This is a genomic window from Candidatus Omnitrophota bacterium, assembly GCA_028716245.1.
Lineage (GTDB): Bacteria > Omnitrophota > Gorgyraeia > Gygaellales > Profunditerraquicolaceae > UBA6249.
The window spans coordinates 69497-88827 of the sequence record JAQUQW010000003.1 but is presented as its reverse complement, the minus strand read 5'-3'; the positions used below and the strand labels follow the sequence as shown (position 1 = coordinate 88827).

The following is a 19331-nucleotide window of genomic DNA, read 5'->3' as shown; positions in this document are numbered from 1 at the left end:
TTGCGCCTAAAGAAGAAAATCATTGAATTAAATTCCGAACTGGAAATATTCAAAAAACGGATTAACATTTTAGAAACTGAGAACAACCGCATCCACGCCATATTAAACAGCATGGTTGAGGGAGTGATTGCGGTGGATAAAGATACCCGCCTGCTCTGGCTTAATCCTACAGCCGAAAAAATTTTTAATATCTCCCAAAAGAGCGCCCAAGGCAGGATTTTCCTGGAAGTATTCCCTAATAATGATGTAGCCGAAGTAATTGCTTTAGTTTTAAAAAGCGGGCAACTTGTTTCTAAAGAGCTAACCCTTATTTGGCCGGTACAAAAAGTATTTCAGGTGAATGCCTCCCCGATTTTTGAATCTAAAGCAACCAGCGGCTGCCTTTTAGTTATTCACGATATTACTGAAATTAGGCGCCTAGAGGCTATGCGCCGGGATTTCGTGGCCAATGTTTCGCACGAACTGAAAACCCCGCTTACCTCTATAAAAGGCTTTGTGGAAACCTTGCTTGAAGGGGCTTTAGAGGACAAAGAAAACAGCGTCCATTTCCTCAAGATCATCAATACGCACGCTGACAGGCTAAATACTTTAATTAATGATTTACTGGAGCTTTCGCATATCGAATCCAAAGAAATCGTGCTGAATAAGGAAAAATTTGTTATCGCTAAACTGGTTGATGAGGTTATACTGGGATTTAAGTCGCAGGCAAAAAAGAAGGCAGTTGAGATTAAAATCGAATTACCCCAAAGCCTGGAGATTGTTGCCGACAAGAGCAAGATTGAACAGGTCTTTGCCAACCTGATCAACAATGCTATTAAGTACAATAAGGAAAAAGGTTCCGTACGAATTTATTCCGAAACCCTTGCGGAGAAAATAAAGATTGTCGTCGAAGACTCCGGCTCAGGAATACCCGCAAAAGATATCCCCCGTATTTTTGAGCGCTTTTACCGCGTAGACAAAGCGCGCTCGCGCGAACTTGGAGGCACCGGCCTTGGGCTTTCTATTGTTAAGCATATCATCGAGCTTCATTCCGGTTCTGTAGGAGTTGAAAGCACCGAAGGCTTAGGCTCCAAATTCTGGTTTATCATCCCCCAGTAAACACCTCAAGTTTTAATTCCCAGTTTCCAACACGCTTTTAACTTTACCCACATTTTACTTTCCCTTGAAGTGGATTTAACCCCTTTCTCTTATACTTTAGTCATGGTTAAGAAAATAAAAGAAATAGCGCAATTATTCATTCTGGCTTTACGACGGATTGTTGATGAAGAATCCAAGAGCTTGAATAAGTTTTACGCGCAGTACGGATAACAGGTAAGTAATATGCTTAACAATAAAAAAGTATTAGTCGTAGAAGATGATAAGGATATAAATTACCTTATTGCCTATAACTTGCGCAATGAGGGTTTTTATGCGGAACAGGTTTTTGACGGATTAAGCGCGCGGGAGAGACTTAGAAGAGAGAGTTTCAATATCGTTATCCTTGATATTATGCTTCCCGGCATAGATGGGTTTGATATATGCAAACTGATAAAAGATGACCCGCGGAATTTTCACACCTTTATTATGGTGGTGAGCGCTAAATCCCATGAACAGGATAAATTATATGCCCATCTTTTGGGGGCAGATTGTTATTTAAGCAAGCCGTTTAATTTAGCAGGCTTATTAAGCACGGTAAGAGAAATAAGCGCAAACCTGGATAAAGAATTTTTAGTAAAAAGCAGGTAAACTGAATTTACATGGATTTTACTTTTTCTTAATTTGGAATTGATATGGAAAATGTAATATTGCGAGGTGGAGTTAAATTTACGCCAGATACGCAAGTTGTGCGTGGAAGGCTAACAAAAAAGGAGGAAACAAAATGAGGAAGTTTTTAACGGCAATTGTATTAATCGGAATTATCTCGTTGGGCCTGGGGATGCATTTTTCTTATGCCAGCGAAGTGGATGCCCTGCTTCAGAAACTAATTGATAAGGGGGTTTTGAATGCTTCCGAGGCTCAGGAAATAAGGACTCAGACTAATGAACAAATTACAAAAGCAGATAAGCAAAAAGAAGAAGATTATAAAAAATTGGCAAAAGATAATATGCCTGATTGGGTAAAAAATACGAAACTAAAAGGCGATTTCCGGTTAAGGTATGAGTGGGATAAAGATAAAGGCTCCCAGGATAACTCAAGGGCAAGAATTAGGGCAAGGTTAGGTATTGAGTCTCAAGTAAATAATAAATTGAAAATGGCAGTGGGTATTGCAACGGGCGCAACCAATGACCCGCGTTCAAGGAATATTACTCTTGGCAGCGATGCAAATACGACAAATACTCCCGGTTCGCCAAAAAGTATCGTTTTGGATTATGCCTATGCCCAGTATACGCCATTTAACGGATTAGCGCTATCCGGAGGAAAAATCCAAAATCCTCTTTGGCGGCCGTGGGATGTGTTCTGGAAAGGCGACATTACTCCAGACGGAGCCGGTGTGAATTATAGCTATAAACTTAATCCAAAGGTTGATATTTTCATGAACGATTTGGTTTATGTCATGAAAAATGACACCAGGACCGATAAACAAGTAGCGCTGGCAGTATTCCAACCAGGAGTTAATATTGCCGTTAATAATAAAACTAATTTGAAGACTGCGGTTGCGTATAATCAATTTTTTAACGTAAAAGGCGCAAATGCATTTAGTAACGCCGGTTCCCGTACAAATTCAGGTGTAAGCGGAAGTGGCAGCAGCGCTACCGGCCAGTATAGATATAACTACAATTCAATTCAGCCGACTGCTGAATTAAGCTTTAAGCAGCCATTTTCCGGTTTGTTGCCTTACGCTGCTATATTTGGGGAGTATATGTATAATGTTAGCCTGCCAAGTGATGCAACCGGAGCAGGAGGTTATCAGGCTGGTATAAAATTCGGAACGGAAAATATAACCGATTGGGGGCAATGGAGAACCCAGCTTGTATATTCAAAATTGGGCCGCGATTGCTGGCTGGATATTTTTACTGATTCTGATAGATATGGCGGGAAAACTAATTCCAAAGCCTATGAAGCAGTTTTTTCTTACGGCTTAGCGAAAAATACGTGGCTTGATCTCGATTATTATTACGCAGAGAGCCTTACTCAGAGCGCAACTACCGGGAGGACGCCGGAGCATGTCTTACAGGTTGACTGGAATATGAAATTCTAAGTGAGACCACGATTTATGGAACGAAGTGAACATAAAAGGAGGTTTTTAAAATGAAGAGACGAGTTTTAAGAATAATTACTGTAGTATTGGCAGTCATCGGCTTGACCGTTGGCACGGCACTGGCCGATAAACTGCTATTGGTAAATGGAGCGGGAGCAACTTTCCCCTATCCTTTATATTCAAAGTGGTTTTATGAATATACCAAGGTTGATGAGAGCGTAAATTTTAATTATCAATCTATCGGCTCAGGCGGCGGGATAAGGCAGATTACCGCTCAGACAGTTGATTTTGGCGCATCGGATGGCGCATTGACCGATGAACAACTAAAACAAGCTCCGGGGGAATTGTTGCATATACCGATGATCGCGGGGGCTGTGGTTATTACTTATAATTTACCGCAGATAAACCAAGCATTGAGGTTTAGCCCGGAAGTGGTGGCGGATATCTACCTGGGCAAGATCAGCAAGTGGAATGACCCCAGAATTGTTTCTGATAATCCTGGCGTAAACCTACCGAGTCAAAACATTATTGTTAGCCATCGTTCGGATGGAAGCGGGACAACCAATATTTTTACGGATTATCTCTCATCTGTATCTAAAGCATGGAAAAACTCGGTCGGTAAAGGCACATCGGTTAATTGGCCGGTAGGATTAGGCGGGAAGGGAAATGAAGGGGTTGCGGGTCTAGTTAAACAGACTCAGGGAGCAATCGGCTATGTGGAGCTGGCTTACGCAGTTAAAAATAATCTTCCCTGCGCAGAGATTAAGAATAAGTCCGGGAATTTCATAAAGCCGAGCATCGAATCAACCACCGCGGCGGTAAACGGCAAAATTAATTCTATGCCTGCTGATTTTAGGGTCTCTCTGGTGAATCCCGACGGAGCGGATGCTTATCCTATCGCGGGCCTGACTTGGATTTTAGTCTATAAAAATCAGCCCGATAAAGTAAAAGGGGAAAAAATAGTCAAATTCCTGCGTTGGGCTGTGACTGACGGCCAAAAATACTCCGCTGATTTACTATACGCTCCTTTACCGGAAAGCTTGGTCAAGCAGATTGAAGAAAAAATAAAGCAGATAAGCTATTAAGCGCAATAGGGGTAGTGAATAATAGGTAATGAAAATAAAATTTGTTGACCTGGGGTTTAAAGAGGCGGTTACGCTATTGGCCTTATGCGTAGCCGCCTTAACCATACTTTTAGCGTTTAGCATGGCAGCGCATGCTCTGCCGGCTATCCAGAAGTTTGGGTTGCGTTTTTTGTTCACCAGCACCTGGGACCCGGTTAAAGAAGTCTTTGGGGCGCTGCCTTTTATCTATGGCACGATTATTTCATCATTATTAGCTTTGTTAATTGCTGTGCCGGTTTCATTAGGGGTAGCTATTTACCTGGCGGAATTGGCGCCTGCCTGGATAAGAGAACCCCTAAGTTTCTTAATTGAGCTATTAGCCGCAATTCCCAGTGTAGTATATGGTTTATGGGGAATATTTGTCTTAGCGCCATTTTTAAGGCAAGATGTGCAGCCATTTTTAGCCAAATATTTTGGTTTCTTGCCGATATTTCAAGGCCAATTCTATGGCGTAGGAATGCTGACCGCGGGTATTATCTTGAGTATAATGATTATTCCTACAATTTCTTCTGTATCAAGGGAGGTTTTCCTGGCGGTACCCTCTACCCAGCGGGAAGCCGCGTTAGCCTTAGGAGCAACGCGTTGGGAAACCATAAGGCTTGGGGTATTGAAATATACCCGGCCAGGGATATTAGGCGCAGTAATATTAGGCTTAGGAAGGGCATTGGGCGAAACAATGGCGGTTACCATGGTTATAGGTAACAGGCCGGAGATTTCCGCTTCTCTATTTGCCCCCGCATATACTATGGCATCGGTTATCGCTAATGAATTTAGCGAAGCAACCAGCAATCTATATCTTTCAGCCCTTATTGAAATAGGTCTGGTATTATTTTTTGTTACCTTACTTCTTAATATCGCAGCCAGGGTGCTTATTTGGCAGGTTTCGGGTAAGCTAAAAGGCGAGATAAAAGAATGAACAGCTACAAAAAAAGAAAGATTACCGACAAATTAATGTGCCTGGCCGCGTTTCTGTGCTCAATTTTGACCTTAGTGCCTTTGATTAGTATTTTGGGTTATGTCGTCTCAAAAGGGATTACCAGCGTAAATCTTAACTTTTTTATTCATCTGCCCAAACCTGTGGGAGAACCCGGCGGAGGTATGGGTAATGCTATAGTGGGAAGCCTGATTTTAATGGGTCTTTCCTGTCTATGGGCAATACCTATAGGAGTATTGGGCGGGGTATATCTTTCTGAATTCGGCAAGAATAAATTAGGCACAACGATCAGGTTTACCGTGGATGTTTTAAACGGGATTCCCTCTATTGTAATCGGGATATTCGCCTATACTTTATTCGTCCTGCCAATGAAAAGCTTCTCAGCGGTAAGCGGCGCTTTCGCTTTGGGGATAATTATGTTGCCAACAGTAATGCGCACAACCGAAGAGATGCTCAGGATGGTGCCCCGTAATTTACGCGAGGGCGCGTTAGCCTTAGGCATCAACCAGTTCAGGATGATAATTAGCATTGTGTTAAAAACCGCGTTACCGGGGATACTGACCGGTATTCTGCTGGCAATAGCGCGCATTGCCGGAGAAACAGCCCCGCTTCTTTTTACCGCCTTTGGCAATAGGTTCTGGCATCAGAGCCTGCAGCAGCCCATAGCCGCTTTACCTCTTCAAATATTCGCCTACGCGATTTCTCCTTTTGATGATTGGCACAGGCAGGCTTGGGCAGGCGCTTTTGTCTTAATTGTCATAGTTTTTTTAATGAGTTTCATCAGCCGGTTTGTAATTAGATTGCGGTATAAATTCCCAACGTCAAGATAATACCTGGCGCTTATTTGAATTGCGCCAGTATGCCCTTGTGGGCAAGGAAGGAATATGGAAGAAACAATCGGGGTTTCAAATTTGAACGCATATTTTGGCAATATCCAGGCATTAAAGGATATCAACATTTCGATTAGAGAAAAAATGGTTACCGCTATCATCGGCCCTTCAGGTTGCGGCAAGTCCACGTTTATACGCTGTATAAACAGGATGCACGAGGTTGTGCCGAATACAAAAGTATCCGGCAAGGTTTTATTAGACGGTAAAGATATCTATTCGGCTGATATCGACCCCATTGAAATAAGGCGGAAGATTGGTATGGTATTTCAGAAACCTAATCCCTTTCCCGTGCTCTCTATTTATGACAATGTAGCCGCGGGCTTAAAATTAAATGGCTTAATGAAGAAAGGCCGCCTTGATTTAATAGTTGAGCAATCTCTTAAAATGGCTGCTTTATGGGATGAAGTAAAAGATAAACTCAATTCTTCGGGCGTCAGCCTTTCCGGAGGCCAGCAGCAGCGGTTATGTATTGCCAGGGCATTGGCAGTTAAGCCGGAAGTAATTTTGTTCGATGAACCCTGTTCTGCCCTGGATCCTATTTCTACCGGGAAAATCGAAGAGTTGATATTCAAATTAAAACAAGATTATACCATGATAATCGTTACTCATAATATGCAGCAGGCAGCCCGCGTATCCGATTATACCGGTTTTTTTCTTTTAGGGGAATTAATAGAGTTTGGCAAAACGCAGGATATATTCACTGCCCCCAAAGATAAGAAAACCGAGGCTTATATAACTGGGAGGTTTGGTTAAATGAAAAAACTTTTTATTAGAGAGGCCTGATTATGGAAAGGCATTTTGACGCAGAGTTGGCGGATTTAAAAGGTAACATACTCCGGATGGGCGATTTAGTAGAGGAGGCGATTATCGATTCAGTTGAGGCATTAAAGCAGTTAAGTAGAGATAAGGCTCAAAAGGTCATTCATGAAGACCAGTTTACCGATGAGCAGGAGTTAAAGATTGATGAAAAATGCCTGGATCTTTTGGCTTTAAGGCAGCCGATGGCAGTAGACCTGCGTTTTATTACCATGGCGATGAAGATCTCTACTGATTTGGAAAGAATGGCGGATTTAGCTGTAGATATATCCCAGCGGGTGCTGGAGTTGGCGGATAAGCCGCTGCTTAAGCCTCTGGTAGATATTCCGAAGTTAACACTCCTGGCCCAGGAAATGACCCGTAATTCTATAAGCGCATTTGTTAATAAAGACGCGGAATTAGCCAGGAGCGTAATATTAAGCGACAGCCAAGCCGATAACCTGCGCAATCTGGTCCAGCAGGAATTGCTTAATGACTATATATCCAAAAATAAATCCACCATCCCGCGCGCTATCCCCCTGCTTTTGGTTGCCCGCCACCTTGAGCGTATCTGCGACCATGCCACCAATATTGCCGAAGATGTAATCTATATGGTTGAAGCAAAAGTAGTAAAACACCATCTGGAAAAATTAGATGAAAACAGCTGATCTAAAAGCTGCCGCAATATTATAATGTCGCGTTATATTTAAAAGGGGGTATTTTAATGGATAAAAAGAAAGTTTTATTTGTTTGCGTGCATAATTCGGCCCGTTCGCAAATGGCCGAAGCGTTTTTAAAACAGATGGCAGGTGATAGATTTGAGGTAGAAAGCGCGGGCCTGGAGCCAGGCAAGTTAAATCCTACAGTTGTTGAGGTGATGAAAGAGGCAGGTATTGATATTTCACAGAATAAGACCAAGAGTGTATTTGATTTTTTCAAGCAAGGTAAAAAATATGATTACGTTGTGACTGTGTGCGTCGAATCGCAGGCACAAAAGTGCCCTATTTTTCCCGGCACAGCAGTCACGCAAAGAATGCATTGGGGTTTTGATGATCCTTCAAGCTTTCAGGGGAGCCAGGATGAGATAATGGAGAAAACCCGCCAGGTTAGAGATAAGATTAAACTCCGGATTATGGAATGGCTATTACTACCCGCCTTTGATCTAAAACCACTAGAATAACAAGTCAATTCTCTGATTAGGATCTAACCTGTTTGATTGTTAATCCCGATTGACAGCAAAAGTTTACAAGGAATTTACCCTCCCTTAATGATTAGTTAACAGATTTATTGTATATTTTTTATGTATCAATAAGTTAAAAGCCACGGAAGGGAAAAGCCTCGTAAAAGAGGTTTTTCCCTTAAAATATCACGAGGGAATCAAGAATGTTAAAAATAAGAGGTGCTATTTTATCCATAATATTTATCCTGGTATCGTCGCGCTATGCCCGGGCTCAAGTAGTTACCCTTAAATCCGGCAAAGTTATTGACGGTGAAATTGTCGAAAGAGCCAAGGATTATATTAAAGTTAAGTATGACGGGCAAGAGATTTATTACGAAAATAAATATATTAAAAATATAGAGGCGCAAAATGCGCCTGAACTTGCGGTAATTGCGCAAAAAGAAAAAGCAGTCCAAGATCCAATGCCATCTTTTAAGAACGCAATAGAATTGGCTTCGGCAGGGAACTTCGGCCAAGCTAGACAGGAATTTCAAAAGCAGCTCAATGACATAAATGGAGGACTTAATATCCTTGATGCTGCAGAGAAGGGCTCAATTAGTAAAGAGTATGCCATCTATTTATTTCAAGGGTCATTGCATATGATTAACGGGGAATATAATTCAGCCATAACATCTTTGGAAAAGGCATGGGAAATTAACCCTAAAGACCCGGATCTAAATTATAATCTTGGTTCCGCTTATTTTTCCTTGGGGGAATATAAAAAATCAATCGCCTATTTGTCCGCTGTTTTAAAATTACAACCGCTTGATACAGAGGCCCGGGAGCTTCTAACCAGGGCTTATCATGGACAAAGCTAAACATTTAATTCTTCAACATGTTTAGAATGTTACGTAGGATCATAGCCTGCCTATTGTGTTTTACGCTTCTTTTTGAACAGAGTGGTTTTGCCCAATCTGTGGCGGAAGGAAATTTTTTAGGTTTTTTTGCCCCTGCCCATCTAAACGGCGCTTTTAATCAAGCGCGCCTTCGCTATGTTGCATACGCCGAAAACATCAATAAATTTAAATTTTTATTTGATAAGGGTGATTTGGAAGATGCTGACGATCCTGCTTTAAAGGATTCAATCAGCGGCCCTTTAAATTATTTTTTGGTAGGAATAACTTTACCGAGCGAAAGTTTCTGGGTAAATCTGCGGCCGGATTCCCCGGGCAATATTATCGATGATCTACTGGCTGAAACTGATGTGGGCAAGATTTTCTTAGAAGCCGACTTGCAGTTAAAGAAGGAGTTTGCCCGGTTCACTATGTCTGCCCGGCAGGGAAAAGAATACCGTCTTCAAATCAGGAAAAAAGCCGAAGAGCTTTTTGGCTGCCTGGCGTTGGCTCCTTCAACTTTTACCCGCGTATGGATTAATCCGGGTGAGATAATCGTCAGAGAAACTCAAAACAGCGCCTATATATATAAAGCCAACTTGAATGTGCTTACGGAGGAAGATTATTTTGGAAATTCCCCGGCCTCTGAAGATAAACGGGTGCAGGCTTTTAACGATTATGCCTCAGAACTTATAAAAAATTTAATTTTACCTAAGCTTATCAAGGAGGTAAATACCGGCAAAGAGTTTGCCGCTTTAAGGCAGGTTTATTACTCTTTTATTTTAGCTCAGTGGTTTAAAGATAGGTTCCTGCAGCGTAACGGCCCGGCGCCCAGGTTCATCGACAGCAAAATTTTATCCGGCCTTAATTCTAAACATCCCTGGTCCAAGGAGGATTATTTTGCGCAATACCAGGAATCAGTACAAAGAGGGGATTACCGTCTTGACGAAAGAGAACCTTTAGTTTTTGGAGAAATGGTAACCAGCTATTCTTGTGGAGGGGTAACTCTGGCATTAAAAATTCCGCCTTTTGCTTCTGCGGGGATGATTACCAGCAATGGAGGCATGACTTTAATAGGCGGAAGAGAAATAGAAGGCATTTTGTCCCCTGGCCGGGTTCTTGCCCCAGGGTTAATCAGCGCAACTGCAAAATTTGATCTAAAGGATCCGCTGGGTAATGTTATTGTTCAATCCGCGGCAAGTTCAGTTCGTAATGCTGCGCCAGTTGCTCCTGCTTTTGCTATCAGCAGCGCGCAGGCGATGAATGACGGTGGAAGCCAGGTATTGAAAAAAGTAAAAGAAAAACTAAGCGCAGTAGAATTAAATAATCCCGCTTATTTAATTGCCGCGGAGCTATTGCTTGGCGCTTTATTTATTTTTGGATTTTTTGTTGACGCCGGGAGTATGTTTTATAACTATGGGGTATTTGGACACTCCTTAATGGAGAAGTTTGTCGGCTATCCCCTGCCAAGTTTAAATGAGTATTTCCAGATTATCTCGCTTTCTTTTATTGCCTTTAACGCCTTGTTCGGATTATCAAAATCACCCGCGCTTTGCGCAAAAACCGGGCTTGCCCCCATTTTTTCAATACTTTCGGGATTTACGCTTTTTGGAATAGTGCCGCTGGCTATCAGCCTTACGGGTTTAGATAAATATTTTAATTTGCAACTGGCGGTTTCTCCTTACGCGATGGAGGCCTTCGCGCTTTTGGGCGCGGCAGTTATAGGTATGCTGCCGGGGATTAATACTAAAAAGGAAAGGCCGGTTGATTTTCCTGAGGGTGGTCCGGATATAGAAAACAATACGGGTTGGGTGGAGCCTTCATGGGACGCTGTAGTAGAGGCGGCTTTGAATGAAGTAAAAAAAAGAGCCGGTATTTCCGACCTTACCGATAGGGCCTGTCTTGAGTTTCTGGAACAAACGCGCAAGCTCAGAAACCTACTGCCTTTTGAGTCGCATATCGTTGCCGATAAAAGAGTCGCCTATTATCAGATTTACGACGAAGCTTTGCAGTCTTTGTGCAAGAAACTCCAGGAGATTATGGATAGGCTGTGTGTAAATACAGACGAGTTGGAGCGAAAACGCCTGAATATCTACGCTTCTGAAATATTGGTTACTGCCGAATATTTTAATGAGTGCCTGCGCGCTCTTAATGAGGTAGAGAATATACCTCTTTCATCCGGTGACCGGCTTGACCGCAGCACCCCTTTTCGTAAAACAATCTCTTTTATTGTCGGGCATGCGTTTGGGTTTAATAAGACATTCAACTATTCCAAGAAGGAGCTTATGAAGCAACTAAAGGAGAAAATCATTCCCTTAGGCAATAGCTTGGATAACCTTTACTCGGCAAAAGCCGGTATCGATAAGCAGGTTATTAAAAAGTGGGGGGAATGGATCCAAAATTGTTATGAAGGCAAGAGAAAAAGGCTGGGCGCAAGAAAAGGATGGGTTTTTTGGAAAGAGATGTTCGGCCCCCTGGTCAGCTTGGTCTTGGTGGCTTCTGCCCTTCCGATTGGCGGCAATACCGGTTTTATAGATTTCTTGTCCGCCCCTGATTTTAGTTTGAATGCTTTATGGAACGCGAAACCATTGGTAGGGCTTTCACTTATTTTTTTGGGTTGGTATGTATTACTGTTTCCCGGTAGAGGTAAAGCCGACCAGATTTATAAAGAACATAATAAGACAATTGAGAAGTTAAAACGGCAATTTAAAGACACTTTTCCCCTTATTGAAGGGGATTCAAGAAACAAGGCATTGCAATTTGCTTATGAGCAGTCTCTTGAAGCGGCTTCGAAAGAAGTTTCTAGCGCCAGCGCCAGCGCGCAGGCAGTCATTGTTGTCACGGAACAGCCTAAAATAATTCAGGATTTTCTTGAAAATTTGCGCGGTACGATATTGCGAAAAGATGTCGCATTATTAGCTATTTCCGCCGAAAATAAAGGCAGTGCCGCGGCGTTTATCGAAGGTATGTTAGAAGCGCAGAAATTTAAGAGAAGTATAGTGTTGTTGGGAAGAGAACAGGATATTGCGCGTTCATTGCAGCTTTTGCCGCTTCCGGCGCTTGAGCCGCTGGGGCGGCCATTGACTCCTTTGGAATTATCGCTGATTAATGGTTATCAGCTAACCCAGGCTTTAAAACAAAAAGGCCGTTGGGGAACAGCGGTAGAAGTTACGCATAAATGCTTGATCCGTGATCTGAATTCATCATTGGAAGAAGTGCCTGACATGGAATTAACAACGTCATTGGTTGATATAGAGCAAATGGCCAGGCAGGATCTGGCATTAATTGTTGAAAATAACGGTAATGGCGGAAACGGTAAGCCAAAACCGTATGGGTGGATCCGCAAGATATTTAAACATTTGAGTTTAGAAGACGTGAGGAGTAAGACCGGGCCAAGGCATTTGCCTGCGTTTTCTGTTGACTGGCGCAATAAAGAAAAGCGGCAAATGCGCGTATTCAGCGGAGAGATATTGGTAAGCATTCGGGATAAAGAACGCAATGAGTCTTTTATGTCGTTTCTTTCGCAAATGAAGGATTATATGGCTGAGCATTCCAAAGATAGCTTTCAACCCAATCTTACTACCCATTTTCTCGTTCCTCTGGTCATGCTTACTAATAACGAAGGAGCGGGGATTCACCGTTTTCGGGAGGGCCTGAATTTAAAAAATAAAGAGGATATTTTTTTAAAGGGGCTCTTCAATTTGTTTTGGCCTGAAGATGATACAGAGTATCACAGTAAATTAGCAGCCCTCCAAATAGAGGCCCTTATACCCCACCAAAGTTCATTTTATACGCGTTTAGACGGTACCGCGGATGCGGATACGGTATTGAAACAACAATTAGGCAGCCTTTATACCGAACCGCCTAACAAAGAAATTTTTACTTTAGCATACAGAAATGTCCAAGTTGATAACTCGAATGCTGGCAACTCTGCGGGCTGGGGGAGATTGCCTAGCTCAGGCAAGTATACAGGTGGATTAGACGGCGGTCATTCATCATCCAGCACAATATCCCCCAGCCCGCAGAGAGTTGTAATTCCATCATTGGGAGGCGGCGCCGGCGGCATAGATTTTTCTTCAATGAAAGTTGTCCTGAACTATGATAATCTGCTAAAAATAGACGGGGAATGGGGGCAAATTGAAAAGATGTTGGAATCCGGAAGCCTTCCCTCAATACCTTCGGTCACAAATTATGTGGAAACGGCAGTAAAAAATACTGATTCCGGTATGCAGTTGTATAAAGCAATGGCCTGCGTCGCCGGTATCCTCAAACTGGAAGAAGAATTAGTAATCCCGGCGCAGATGGAAATTAAAAGACTGTTACTGGTGCTGGAAGAAAATCTAAACCGGCAGGGCAGCCAAATGAATTCCAAGAATCTTGCTTTAAGGTAAGGAGGTATCTACGGCATGAAAAATTATATTATAAAAAATAATTTAAGGCGCAAGAATACAAAATTTCTTACAACAGCCAGCATGGTTTTAAGAACGTACGCTTGGTTTGTTCTTATTTTAAGCGTGTTCTCGGCAATGTTGATAATGTCGGGGGTTTTAAGCAACGTTCCGCCGTGGGCCGGCCTGGTTGTTTTATCCGCGTATACATTTTTCTTCTTTTTCTTCTACGCTATAGCTGAAATTTCAGATTTATTGGTAGCGATCAAAGAGGCATTACAAAATAACTAAAGATTAGCCCCGCCGCGGTCTGTCCCAATATCCGATTACTGTTAGCCAACAGTTAACAATTTCCGGTGAGTATAAATTCATCCATGGATTAAAAAATTATGGCGTATTTAATTTTACATAGATTTAACATGGATTTGACGCAAATACAAGTATAATGATAGCCAATATAAATTATCAACAAAAGGGAGGGATGCAATGCTTAAAAAAGGTCTGTTTATTTTGGCTGTACTTATGTTTACGGTCTCAGGGTATGCCGCAGGAAACAAAAATTCTATCCAAATCAAAGGCTCCGATACCATGGTCAACCTTGGCCAGGCTTGGGCAGAAAAATATATGGAGGCTAATCCCGGAGATTTCGTGGCGGTAACCGGAGGAGGCTCTGGTACGGGAATAGCCGCGCTCATTAATTCAACATGCGATATAGCTGAATGCTCCCGTTCTATGAAAAAAGAAGAGATTCAGCTTGCCGAAAATAAGGGAGTAAAACCGGTTGAGCATATCGTGGCTTTAGACGGGATCGCTGTAGTGGTGAGCCCGAAAAACCCTGTAAGTAAGCTTACTATGGAACAACTCCGCGCAATATTTATGGGTACCATAAAAAACTGGAAAGAGGTTGGAGGAGAAGATAAAACCATAGTAATATTATCTAGGGAAGTCAATTCCGGTACGCACGTATTTTTTAAAGAACATGTCTTACGCCGCGGGCATGAAAAAGGCCCCGAAGAATTTGCTCCGGGGGCCTTACTTATGCCGTCAAGCCAGGCAATCGCCGATGAGGTAGCCCAGAATCAAAATGCCATAGGCTATTACGGCATGGGATACATCAGCCCTAAACAGAAAGTTATTTTAGTTGCCAAGGATGAGAAATCCGAATATATCACTCCGACAACAGAAAACGTGGTGAAGAGCAAATATCCTATATCCCGGCCTTTGTATCTTTATACTAACGGAGAGGCTCAGGGGCTGGTGAAAAAGTTCTTGGATTTTACGCTTTCCAAAGAAGGGCAGGATATTGTGGTAAAAACCGATTTCGTGCCGATTAAATAATGCGTAAGTTAAAAGAATTTGTCATTGAGAAGCTAATCCTGATCTGCGGATTAGCTTCTATATTTTTTGTCATTTTGATTTTCTTATTTCTGGCCAAGGAAGGCCTATCCGTATTTAAATCAGTTACTCCCTTTAATTTTATTTTTGGCAAAAGTTGGTATCCCATTTCAGAACCTCCGCAATTAGGCATACTGCCGTTGATCTTCGGCTCTCTTTTGGTAACGATGGGCGCGGCGATTATCTCTATACCCATAGGCGTGGCCTGCGCGGTTTATATCGCCGAAATCGCGCCTTTAAACATCAAGGAAATTTTAAAAGCGGGAATTGAATTATTGGCGGCTATACCTAGCGTGGTTTTGGGTTTTATCGGTATGGTTACGCTTGTGCCCTGGGTCAAGGCGGTATTCCATTTACCTACCGGCTTGACTGCCTTATCCGGCTCGATAATTTTAGCTTTTATGGCCATGCCGACGATAGTTTCGATTGCCGAGGACGCGCTTTATTCGGTGCCCAAGAGCTATAAAGAAGGCGCGTTTGCTTTAGGAGCTACGCATTGGCAGACAATTTACCGGGTTTTGCTTCCGGCTGCCTCTTCAGGGATTGTCGCCGCGGTAATGCTTGGCATAGGCCGCGTAATTGGTGAGACGATGGCGGTAATGATGATTACCGGCAACGCCGCGGTTATTCCGCAAAGTATTCTTGTGCCGGTGCGCACTTTGACCGCCACCATTGCCGCGGAGATGGGTGAGGCTGTTGTGGGCAGTGAACATTATTTTGCGCTTTTTGCTATCGGGATAGTCTTATTTATCATAAGTTTTATTATTAATGTTACCGCGGATCTATTTTTACATAAGAGGCATTAATGCGTAATACACAAAGGTCGCAAAAGATCGCCTTCCTTTTTCTTCTCCTGGCCACACTTTTAATTGTTGTGCCGGTTGGTTTGATCGTTGTAATTATCATTCAGAAAGGCCTGCCGGCGATTAACTGGCAGTTTTTATCGGATATTCCGCGACAGGGGATGCGTACAGGAGGGATCTTCCCGGCAATTATCGGGACATTTTACCTTGTCCTGGGCGCGATAATCTTTGCCCTGCCTATCGGGCTGCTGGCGGCAATTTATTTAAGTGAATACGCCAAAGAGAATATACTTAACCGCATAATCAAGCTGGCAATCGTAAATCTTTCCGGAGTGCCTTCGGTTGTCTATGGCTTGTTTGGTTTGGCGCTTTTTGTGGTTTTCTTAAAATTCGGGGCATCGATTTTATCCGGTTCACTCACTTTAGGGATAATGATCCTGCCGATAATCATTACTACGTCTCGGGAAGCTTTGGAAAGCGTGCCGCAGTCATTTCGCGAGGTAAGCTTATCTTTGGGCGCAAGTAAATGGCAAACCATAAGGCATATAGTTTTACCCAATGCTATTCCGGGTATTTTAACCGGTACCATCCTTGGGTTAGGCAGGGCAGCGGGTGAAACCGCTCCAATTCTTTTTACCGTCGCCGCTTTCTATCTGCCGCAGCTGCCCAAATCTATTTTTGACCAGGCGATGGCATTGCCGTATCACTTGTATGTAATTTCAACCCAAGTGCCTAATGTGGATGAAAAAATACGTTATGGCACGGCTTTGGTTTTGTTATCTTTAGTTTTGTTTATGAATTTAATTGCCATAATTATCCGTTATAACTTCAGGAAAAAGAAAAAATGGTAAAGTTTAGCGCTAAAAATCTGAACATCTGGTTTAGCCATATTCACGCTTTAAAAAGTGTGAACATCGAGGTAGAGGCCAATGAGATTTTAAGCGTAATCGGCCCGTCCAACAGCGGAAAGACAAGTTTCCTGCGTATGCTCAACCGTTTAAATGATCTGCATCCGGGTTTTAAAATGAGCGGATGGCTGGAGCTTGATCAAGAAGATGTAAGAAAAATAGATATTGAGGTCTTGCGTAAAAAAGTAGGCATGGTTTTTGCTTTACCCCTGCCCCTGCCTCTATCAATTTTTGAAAACGTGGCTTATGGCGTCAGGATGCACGGAGAAAATAACCGCGGCAGGATTTCAGGGGTTGTTGAGCGTGCATTAAAACAAGCCTATCTCTGGGATGAGGTTAAGGATAGGCTGGATGTCTCGGCTTTTAAATTATCCGGCGGACAGCAGCAGCGTCTCTGTATTGCCCGGACCCTGGCAGTTGAGCCGGAGGTTATTTTATTTGATGAGCCTTGTTCCGGGCTTGACCCGATTTCAACCGCCAAAGTTGAAGAGGCAATGCTTAAATTAAAAAAAGACTACACGATAGTTTTAGTAACCAATAATGTAAAGCAGGCAGCCAGAGTGGGGGATCGTACAGCATTCTTTCTGTCAGGGGAGTTGATAGAATTGGACCGGACCGAAAAGATATTTACGGCACCAGGCGACCAGCGTACCGATGGCTATATTAGAGGAAAATTCGGATAATGGCGGAGATTAAGGTAAATAATTTAAATTTATGGTACGCGGATTTTCAGGCGCTGATCAAGGTGAACGCGCATTTTACCCAAAACCAAATTACCGCCATGATCGGGCCATCGGGATGCGGTAAGTCGACTTTACTGCGGGTATTTAACCGGATGAACGACCTTATTGAGGGGGTGCGCGTTGAAGGAGAAGTAATTATCGACGCACAGAATATAATTTCCGATAAAACGGATTTAGTGGGCTTGCGTAAAAAAGTAGGTATGGTTTTTCAGCGTCCCAATCCTTTTCCGTTATCTATTTATGAGAATATTGTTTTTGGCCAGAAGGTGCATGCCGAAGGCCTAACCAAGCTTAAACTTGATGGGGTGGTTGAGGATAGTTTAAAATCCGTTCTTTTATGGGATGAACTTAAAGATAGGCTGAATAAATCCGCGCTGAGCTTATCGCTCGAACAAAAGCAGCGGCTTTGTATTGCCCGGCTGATCGCGGTTAAGCCCGAGATTTTACTGATGGATGAACCCTGTTCGACCCTTGACCCGCAGGCAACCAGCCGTATTGAGGAATTAATGCGTGAACTCAAGAATAACTATACGATAATAATTGTTACGCATAATATGCAGCAGGCAGCGCGCGTTTCGGACCAAACGGGTTTTATGCTTTTAGGCGAGTTGGTTGAGTTTGGTAAAACAGAGGATATTTTTACCAGGCCGAAAGATAAGCGGACAGAAGACTATATTACCGGCCGATACGGTTAAGGAGGAGTCCAATGTTAAGACACTTAGATGAAGAATTAAAGGAACTGCACAAGGAAATTTTAAAAATGGCGGTATTTGCCCAGGAGTCGATATTTAAATCTATCGAGTCGCTAAAGAACCGCGACAAATACCTGGCTCAGGATGTAATTGATACCGATAATAAGATCGATGAACTGGAGTTGGCAATCGATGAGAAATGCATCGATCTTATTGCCCGTTACCAGCCGATGGCAGGAGACCTAAGGTATATTACAACCGGGATGAAGATAAATACGGAACTGGAGCGGATTGCCGATATAGCTTTGGATATTTCACAAAAATCCTTAGGATTGATGGACAAGCCTTTACTTAAGCCATTAGTAGATATTCCCAAACTTTCCCAGGTGGCGCAGAATATGGTAAAGGATGCAATTGACGCATTTGTAAAGAAAGATGCCCAGCTGGCCCGGCAGGTAGTTTTAGCGGATTGCGAAGCTGATAAGCTGCGTAATCTGGTGCAGGATGAACTGGTTAATGAATATCTGGCACGTGATCCCAAAACCGCTGATCGTGCCGTGGCATTGATACTTATTGCCAGATACCTAGAGCGTATCTGCGACCATACTACCAATATCGCCGAAGATGTAATTTATATGGTTGAGGCGAAGGTAGTCAAGCACCATCCCGAAGAATTAAAATAGTTAATTTCCGTCTTTTGCTTTCCTCTAATCGGGGACGTCCTGTTAGGGGACACCCTTTTCTAAGGGTGTCCCCTAACAGGACGTCCCTTAGTAGCGTCCCTTAGTAGTTTTTTGCAAATATATCTCCTTGACCCTCAGAATTTAGTGGTATATAATCCATTCTATATTGAAAAGGCGCGGATATTTGCCATATTTAGACAATACCCCGCGCCTATAATGAATTGCGCGGGTGTGCCCTTGTGGCAAGGAGGAATTGAAAATGGATGAGATTTTAGAAATTTTAGAAAAAGACGGTCGGGCAAGCGTGGAGGATATCGCCAAGATGACCCGCAGGAAACCCGAAGAGGTAAAAAAAGCGATTAAAAAATACGAAAAAGAAGGGGCAATTTTAAAATACAAAGCAGTAATTAATAAGGATTTGATTAAAGACAATGAATCCGAAGTTAGGGCTTTGATTGAAGTAAATATTGTTCCGCAGAAGGATTTGGGTTTTGAGAAAATTGCCGAGCGGATCTATTCGTTTCCCGAGGTAACCAGCTGTTATCTTATCAGCGGAACATATGATTTATTGGTGGTTGTCGAGGGTAAGAATCTGCATACGGTCTCCAATTTTGTGGCGGAGAAGCTTTCCTGTTTAGAGCATGTCCGCGGCACAGCTACGCACTTTTTATTAAAAAAGTATAAGGAAGACGGAGTAATTTTGAAGCAGAAGCCGGAGAACAAAAGGATAGCGATATCCTATTAAA

General features: G+C 42.8%; 19 protein-coding genes. All 19 read left to right on the top strand.

From position 1 onward, the window contains the following. Window positions 1–1098: an ATP-binding protein gene (locus PHG87_06505; GenBank protein MDD5477827.1), complete on the top strand. Its 1098-nt coding sequence runs from the start codon at window positions 1–3 to the stop codon at window positions 1096–1098. Between the two features lie 222 nt (window positions 1099–1320). Further along, window positions 1321–1725 (top strand): response regulator, encoded by a 405-nt coding sequence (locus PHG87_06500; protein MDD5477826.1) that lies wholly within the window; start codon window positions 1321–1323, stop codon window positions 1723–1725. Window positions 1726–1858: 133 nt separating this feature from the next. After that, window positions 1859–3178, top strand: coding sequence for a putative porin (locus PHG87_06495; GenBank protein MDD5477825.1), 1320 nt, complete (start codon window positions 1859–1861; stop codon window positions 3176–3178). 50 nt (window positions 3179–3228) lie between these two features. Continuing rightward, window positions 3229–4263 carry a phosphate ABC transporter substrate-binding protein PstS gene (gene pstS / locus PHG87_06490; protein MDD5477824.1) on the top strand — a complete coding sequence of 345 codons (1035 nt, stop codon included), beginning with the start codon at window positions 3229–3231 and terminating at the stop codon, window positions 4261–4263. A 28-nt stretch (window positions 4264–4291) separates the two neighbouring features. Further along, window positions 4292–5218, top strand: coding sequence for a phosphate ABC transporter permease subunit PstC (gene pstC / locus PHG87_06485; GenBank protein ID MDD5477823.1), 927 nt, complete (start codon window positions 4292–4294; stop codon window positions 5216–5218). Further along, window positions 5215–6066: a phosphate ABC transporter permease PstA gene (gene pstA, locus PHG87_06480; GenBank protein MDD5477822.1), complete on the top strand. Its 852-nt coding sequence runs from the start codon at window positions 5215–5217 to the stop codon at window positions 6064–6066. The genes pstC (PHG87_06485) and pstA (PHG87_06480) overlap by 4 nt, the downstream gene beginning before the upstream one ends. A 54-nt stretch (window positions 6067–6120) precedes the next feature. Then, entirely contained in the window at window positions 6121–6879 is a 759-nt protein-coding gene (pstB, locus tag PHG87_06475) for a phosphate ABC transporter ATP-binding protein PstB (GenBank protein MDD5477821.1), read from the top strand. Between the two features lie 32 nt (window positions 6880–6911). After that, a complete protein-coding gene (phoU, locus tag PHG87_06470) occupies window positions 6912–7589 on the top strand; it encodes a phosphate signaling complex protein PhoU (GenBank protein MDD5477820.1) in 678 nt (225 codons plus the stop codon). 56 nt (window positions 7590–7645) lie between these two features. Further along, window positions 7646–8101, top strand: coding sequence for an arsenate reductase ArsC (locus PHG87_06465; GenBank protein MDD5477819.1), 456 nt, complete (start codon window positions 7646–7648; stop codon window positions 8099–8101). Window positions 8102–8304: 203 nt separating this feature from the next. Continuing rightward, entirely contained in the window at window positions 8305–8958 is a 654-nt protein-coding gene (locus tag PHG87_06460) for a tetratricopeptide repeat protein (protein ID MDD5477818.1), read from the top strand. Window positions 8959–8984: 26 nt separating this feature from the next. Continuing rightward, complete coding sequence (locus PHG87_06455; protein ID MDD5477817.1) at window positions 8985–13364, top strand: hypothetical protein; 4380 nt, start codon at window positions 8985–8987, stop codon at window positions 13362–13364. Between the two features lie 15 nt (window positions 13365–13379). Then, window positions 13380–13652: a hypothetical protein gene (locus PHG87_06450; GenBank protein MDD5477816.1), complete on the top strand. Its 273-nt coding sequence runs from the start codon at window positions 13380–13382 to the stop codon at window positions 13650–13652. A 195-nt stretch (window positions 13653–13847) separates the two neighbouring features. Beyond that, window positions 13848–14699: a phosphate ABC transporter substrate-binding protein gene (locus tag PHG87_06445; GenBank protein MDD5477815.1), complete on the top strand. Its 852-nt coding sequence runs from the start codon at window positions 13848–13850 to the stop codon at window positions 14697–14699. After that, entirely contained in the window at window positions 14699–15562 is an 864-nt protein-coding gene (gene pstC, locus PHG87_06440; GenBank protein MDD5477814.1) for a phosphate ABC transporter permease subunit PstC, read from the top strand. Before PHG87_06445 ends, pstC (PHG87_06440) begins: the two co-directional genes overlap by 1 nt. Continuing rightward, window positions 15562–16410 carry a phosphate ABC transporter permease PstA gene (gene pstA, locus PHG87_06435; GenBank protein ID MDD5477813.1) on the top strand — a complete coding sequence of 283 codons (849 nt, stop codon included), beginning with the start codon at window positions 15562–15564 and terminating at the stop codon, window positions 16408–16410. The genes pstC (PHG87_06440) and pstA (PHG87_06435) overlap by 1 nt, the downstream gene beginning before the upstream one ends. Further along, complete coding sequence (locus tag PHG87_06430; GenBank protein ID MDD5477812.1) at window positions 16404–17150, top strand: phosphate ABC transporter ATP-binding protein; 747 nt, start codon at window positions 16404–16406, stop codon at window positions 17148–17150. Before pstA (PHG87_06435) ends, PHG87_06430 begins: the two co-directional genes overlap by 7 nt. Next, window positions 17147–17905, top strand: coding sequence for a phosphate ABC transporter ATP-binding protein PstB (gene pstB, locus PHG87_06425; protein ID MDD5477811.1), 759 nt, complete (start codon window positions 17147–17149; stop codon window positions 17903–17905). The genes PHG87_06430 and pstB (PHG87_06425) overlap by 4 nt, the downstream gene beginning before the upstream one ends. 11 nt (window positions 17906–17916) lie before the next feature. Further along, a complete protein-coding gene (gene phoU / locus PHG87_06420; protein MDD5477810.1) occupies window positions 17917–18585 on the top strand; it encodes a phosphate signaling complex protein PhoU in 669 nt (222 codons plus the stop codon). Between the two features lie 259 nt (window positions 18586–18844). Next, window positions 18845–19330, top strand: coding sequence for an Lrp/AsnC family transcriptional regulator (locus PHG87_06415; protein ID MDD5477809.1), 486 nt, complete (start codon window positions 18845–18847; stop codon window positions 19328–19330). The last annotated feature ends 1 nt before the right edge of the window (window position 19331 follow it).

Bases quoted from the DNA above. Each gene is read 5' to 3' on its own strand.
- pstC (MDD5477814.1), top strand. From the start codon at position 14,699: ATGCGTAAGTTAAAAGAATTTGTCATTGAGAAGCTAATCCTGATCTGC.
- pstC (MDD5477823.1), top strand. From the start codon at position 4,292: ATGAAAATAAAATTTGTTGACCTGGGGTTTAAAGAGGCGGTTACGCTA.
- phoU (MDD5477820.1), top strand. From the start codon at position 6,912: ATGGAAAGGCATTTTGACGCAGAGTTGGCGGATTTAAAAGGTAACATA.
- pstA (MDD5477813.1), top strand. From the start codon at position 15,562: ATGCGTAATACACAAAGGTCGCAAAAGATCGCCTTCCTTTTTCTTCTC.
- PHG87_06460 (MDD5477818.1), top strand. From the start codon at position 8,305: ATGTTAAAAATAAGAGGTGCTATTTTATCCATAATATTTATCCTGGTA.
- PHG87_06455 (MDD5477817.1), top strand. From the start codon at position 8,985: ATGTTACGTAGGATCATAGCCTGCCTATTGTGTTTTACGCTTCTTTTT.
- pstA (MDD5477822.1), top strand. From the start codon at position 5,215: ATGAACAGCTACAAAAAAAGAAAGATTACCGACAAATTAATGTGCCTG.
- PHG87_06465 (MDD5477819.1), top strand. From the start codon at position 7,646: ATGGATAAAAAGAAAGTTTTATTTGTTTGCGTGCATAATTCGGCCCGT.
- PHG87_06495 (MDD5477825.1), top strand. From the start codon at position 1,859: ATGAGGAAGTTTTTAACGGCAATTGTATTAATCGGAATTATCTCGTTG.
- PHG87_06500 (MDD5477826.1), top strand. From the start codon at position 1,321: ATGCTTAACAATAAAAAAGTATTAGTCGTAGAAGATGATAAGGATATA.
- pstS (MDD5477824.1), top strand. From the start codon at position 3,229: ATGAAGAGACGAGTTTTAAGAATAATTACTGTAGTATTGGCAGTCATC.
- PHG87_06430 (MDD5477812.1), top strand. From the start codon at position 16,404: ATGGTAAAGTTTAGCGCTAAAAATCTGAACATCTGGTTTAGCCATATT.
- PHG87_06415 (MDD5477809.1), top strand. From the start codon at position 18,845: ATGGATGAGATTTTAGAAATTTTAGAAAAAGACGGTCGGGCAAGCGTG.
- pstB (MDD5477821.1), top strand. From the start codon at position 6,121: ATGGAAGAAACAATCGGGGTTTCAAATTTGAACGCATATTTTGGCAAT.
- PHG87_06450 (MDD5477816.1), top strand. From the start codon at position 13,380: ATGAAAAATTATATTATAAAAAATAATTTAAGGCGCAAGAATACAAAA.
- PHG87_06445 (MDD5477815.1), top strand. From the start codon at position 13,848: ATGCTTAAAAAAGGTCTGTTTATTTTGGCTGTACTTATGTTTACGGTC.
- phoU (MDD5477810.1), top strand. From the start codon at position 17,917: ATGTTAAGACACTTAGATGAAGAATTAAAGGAACTGCACAAGGAAATT.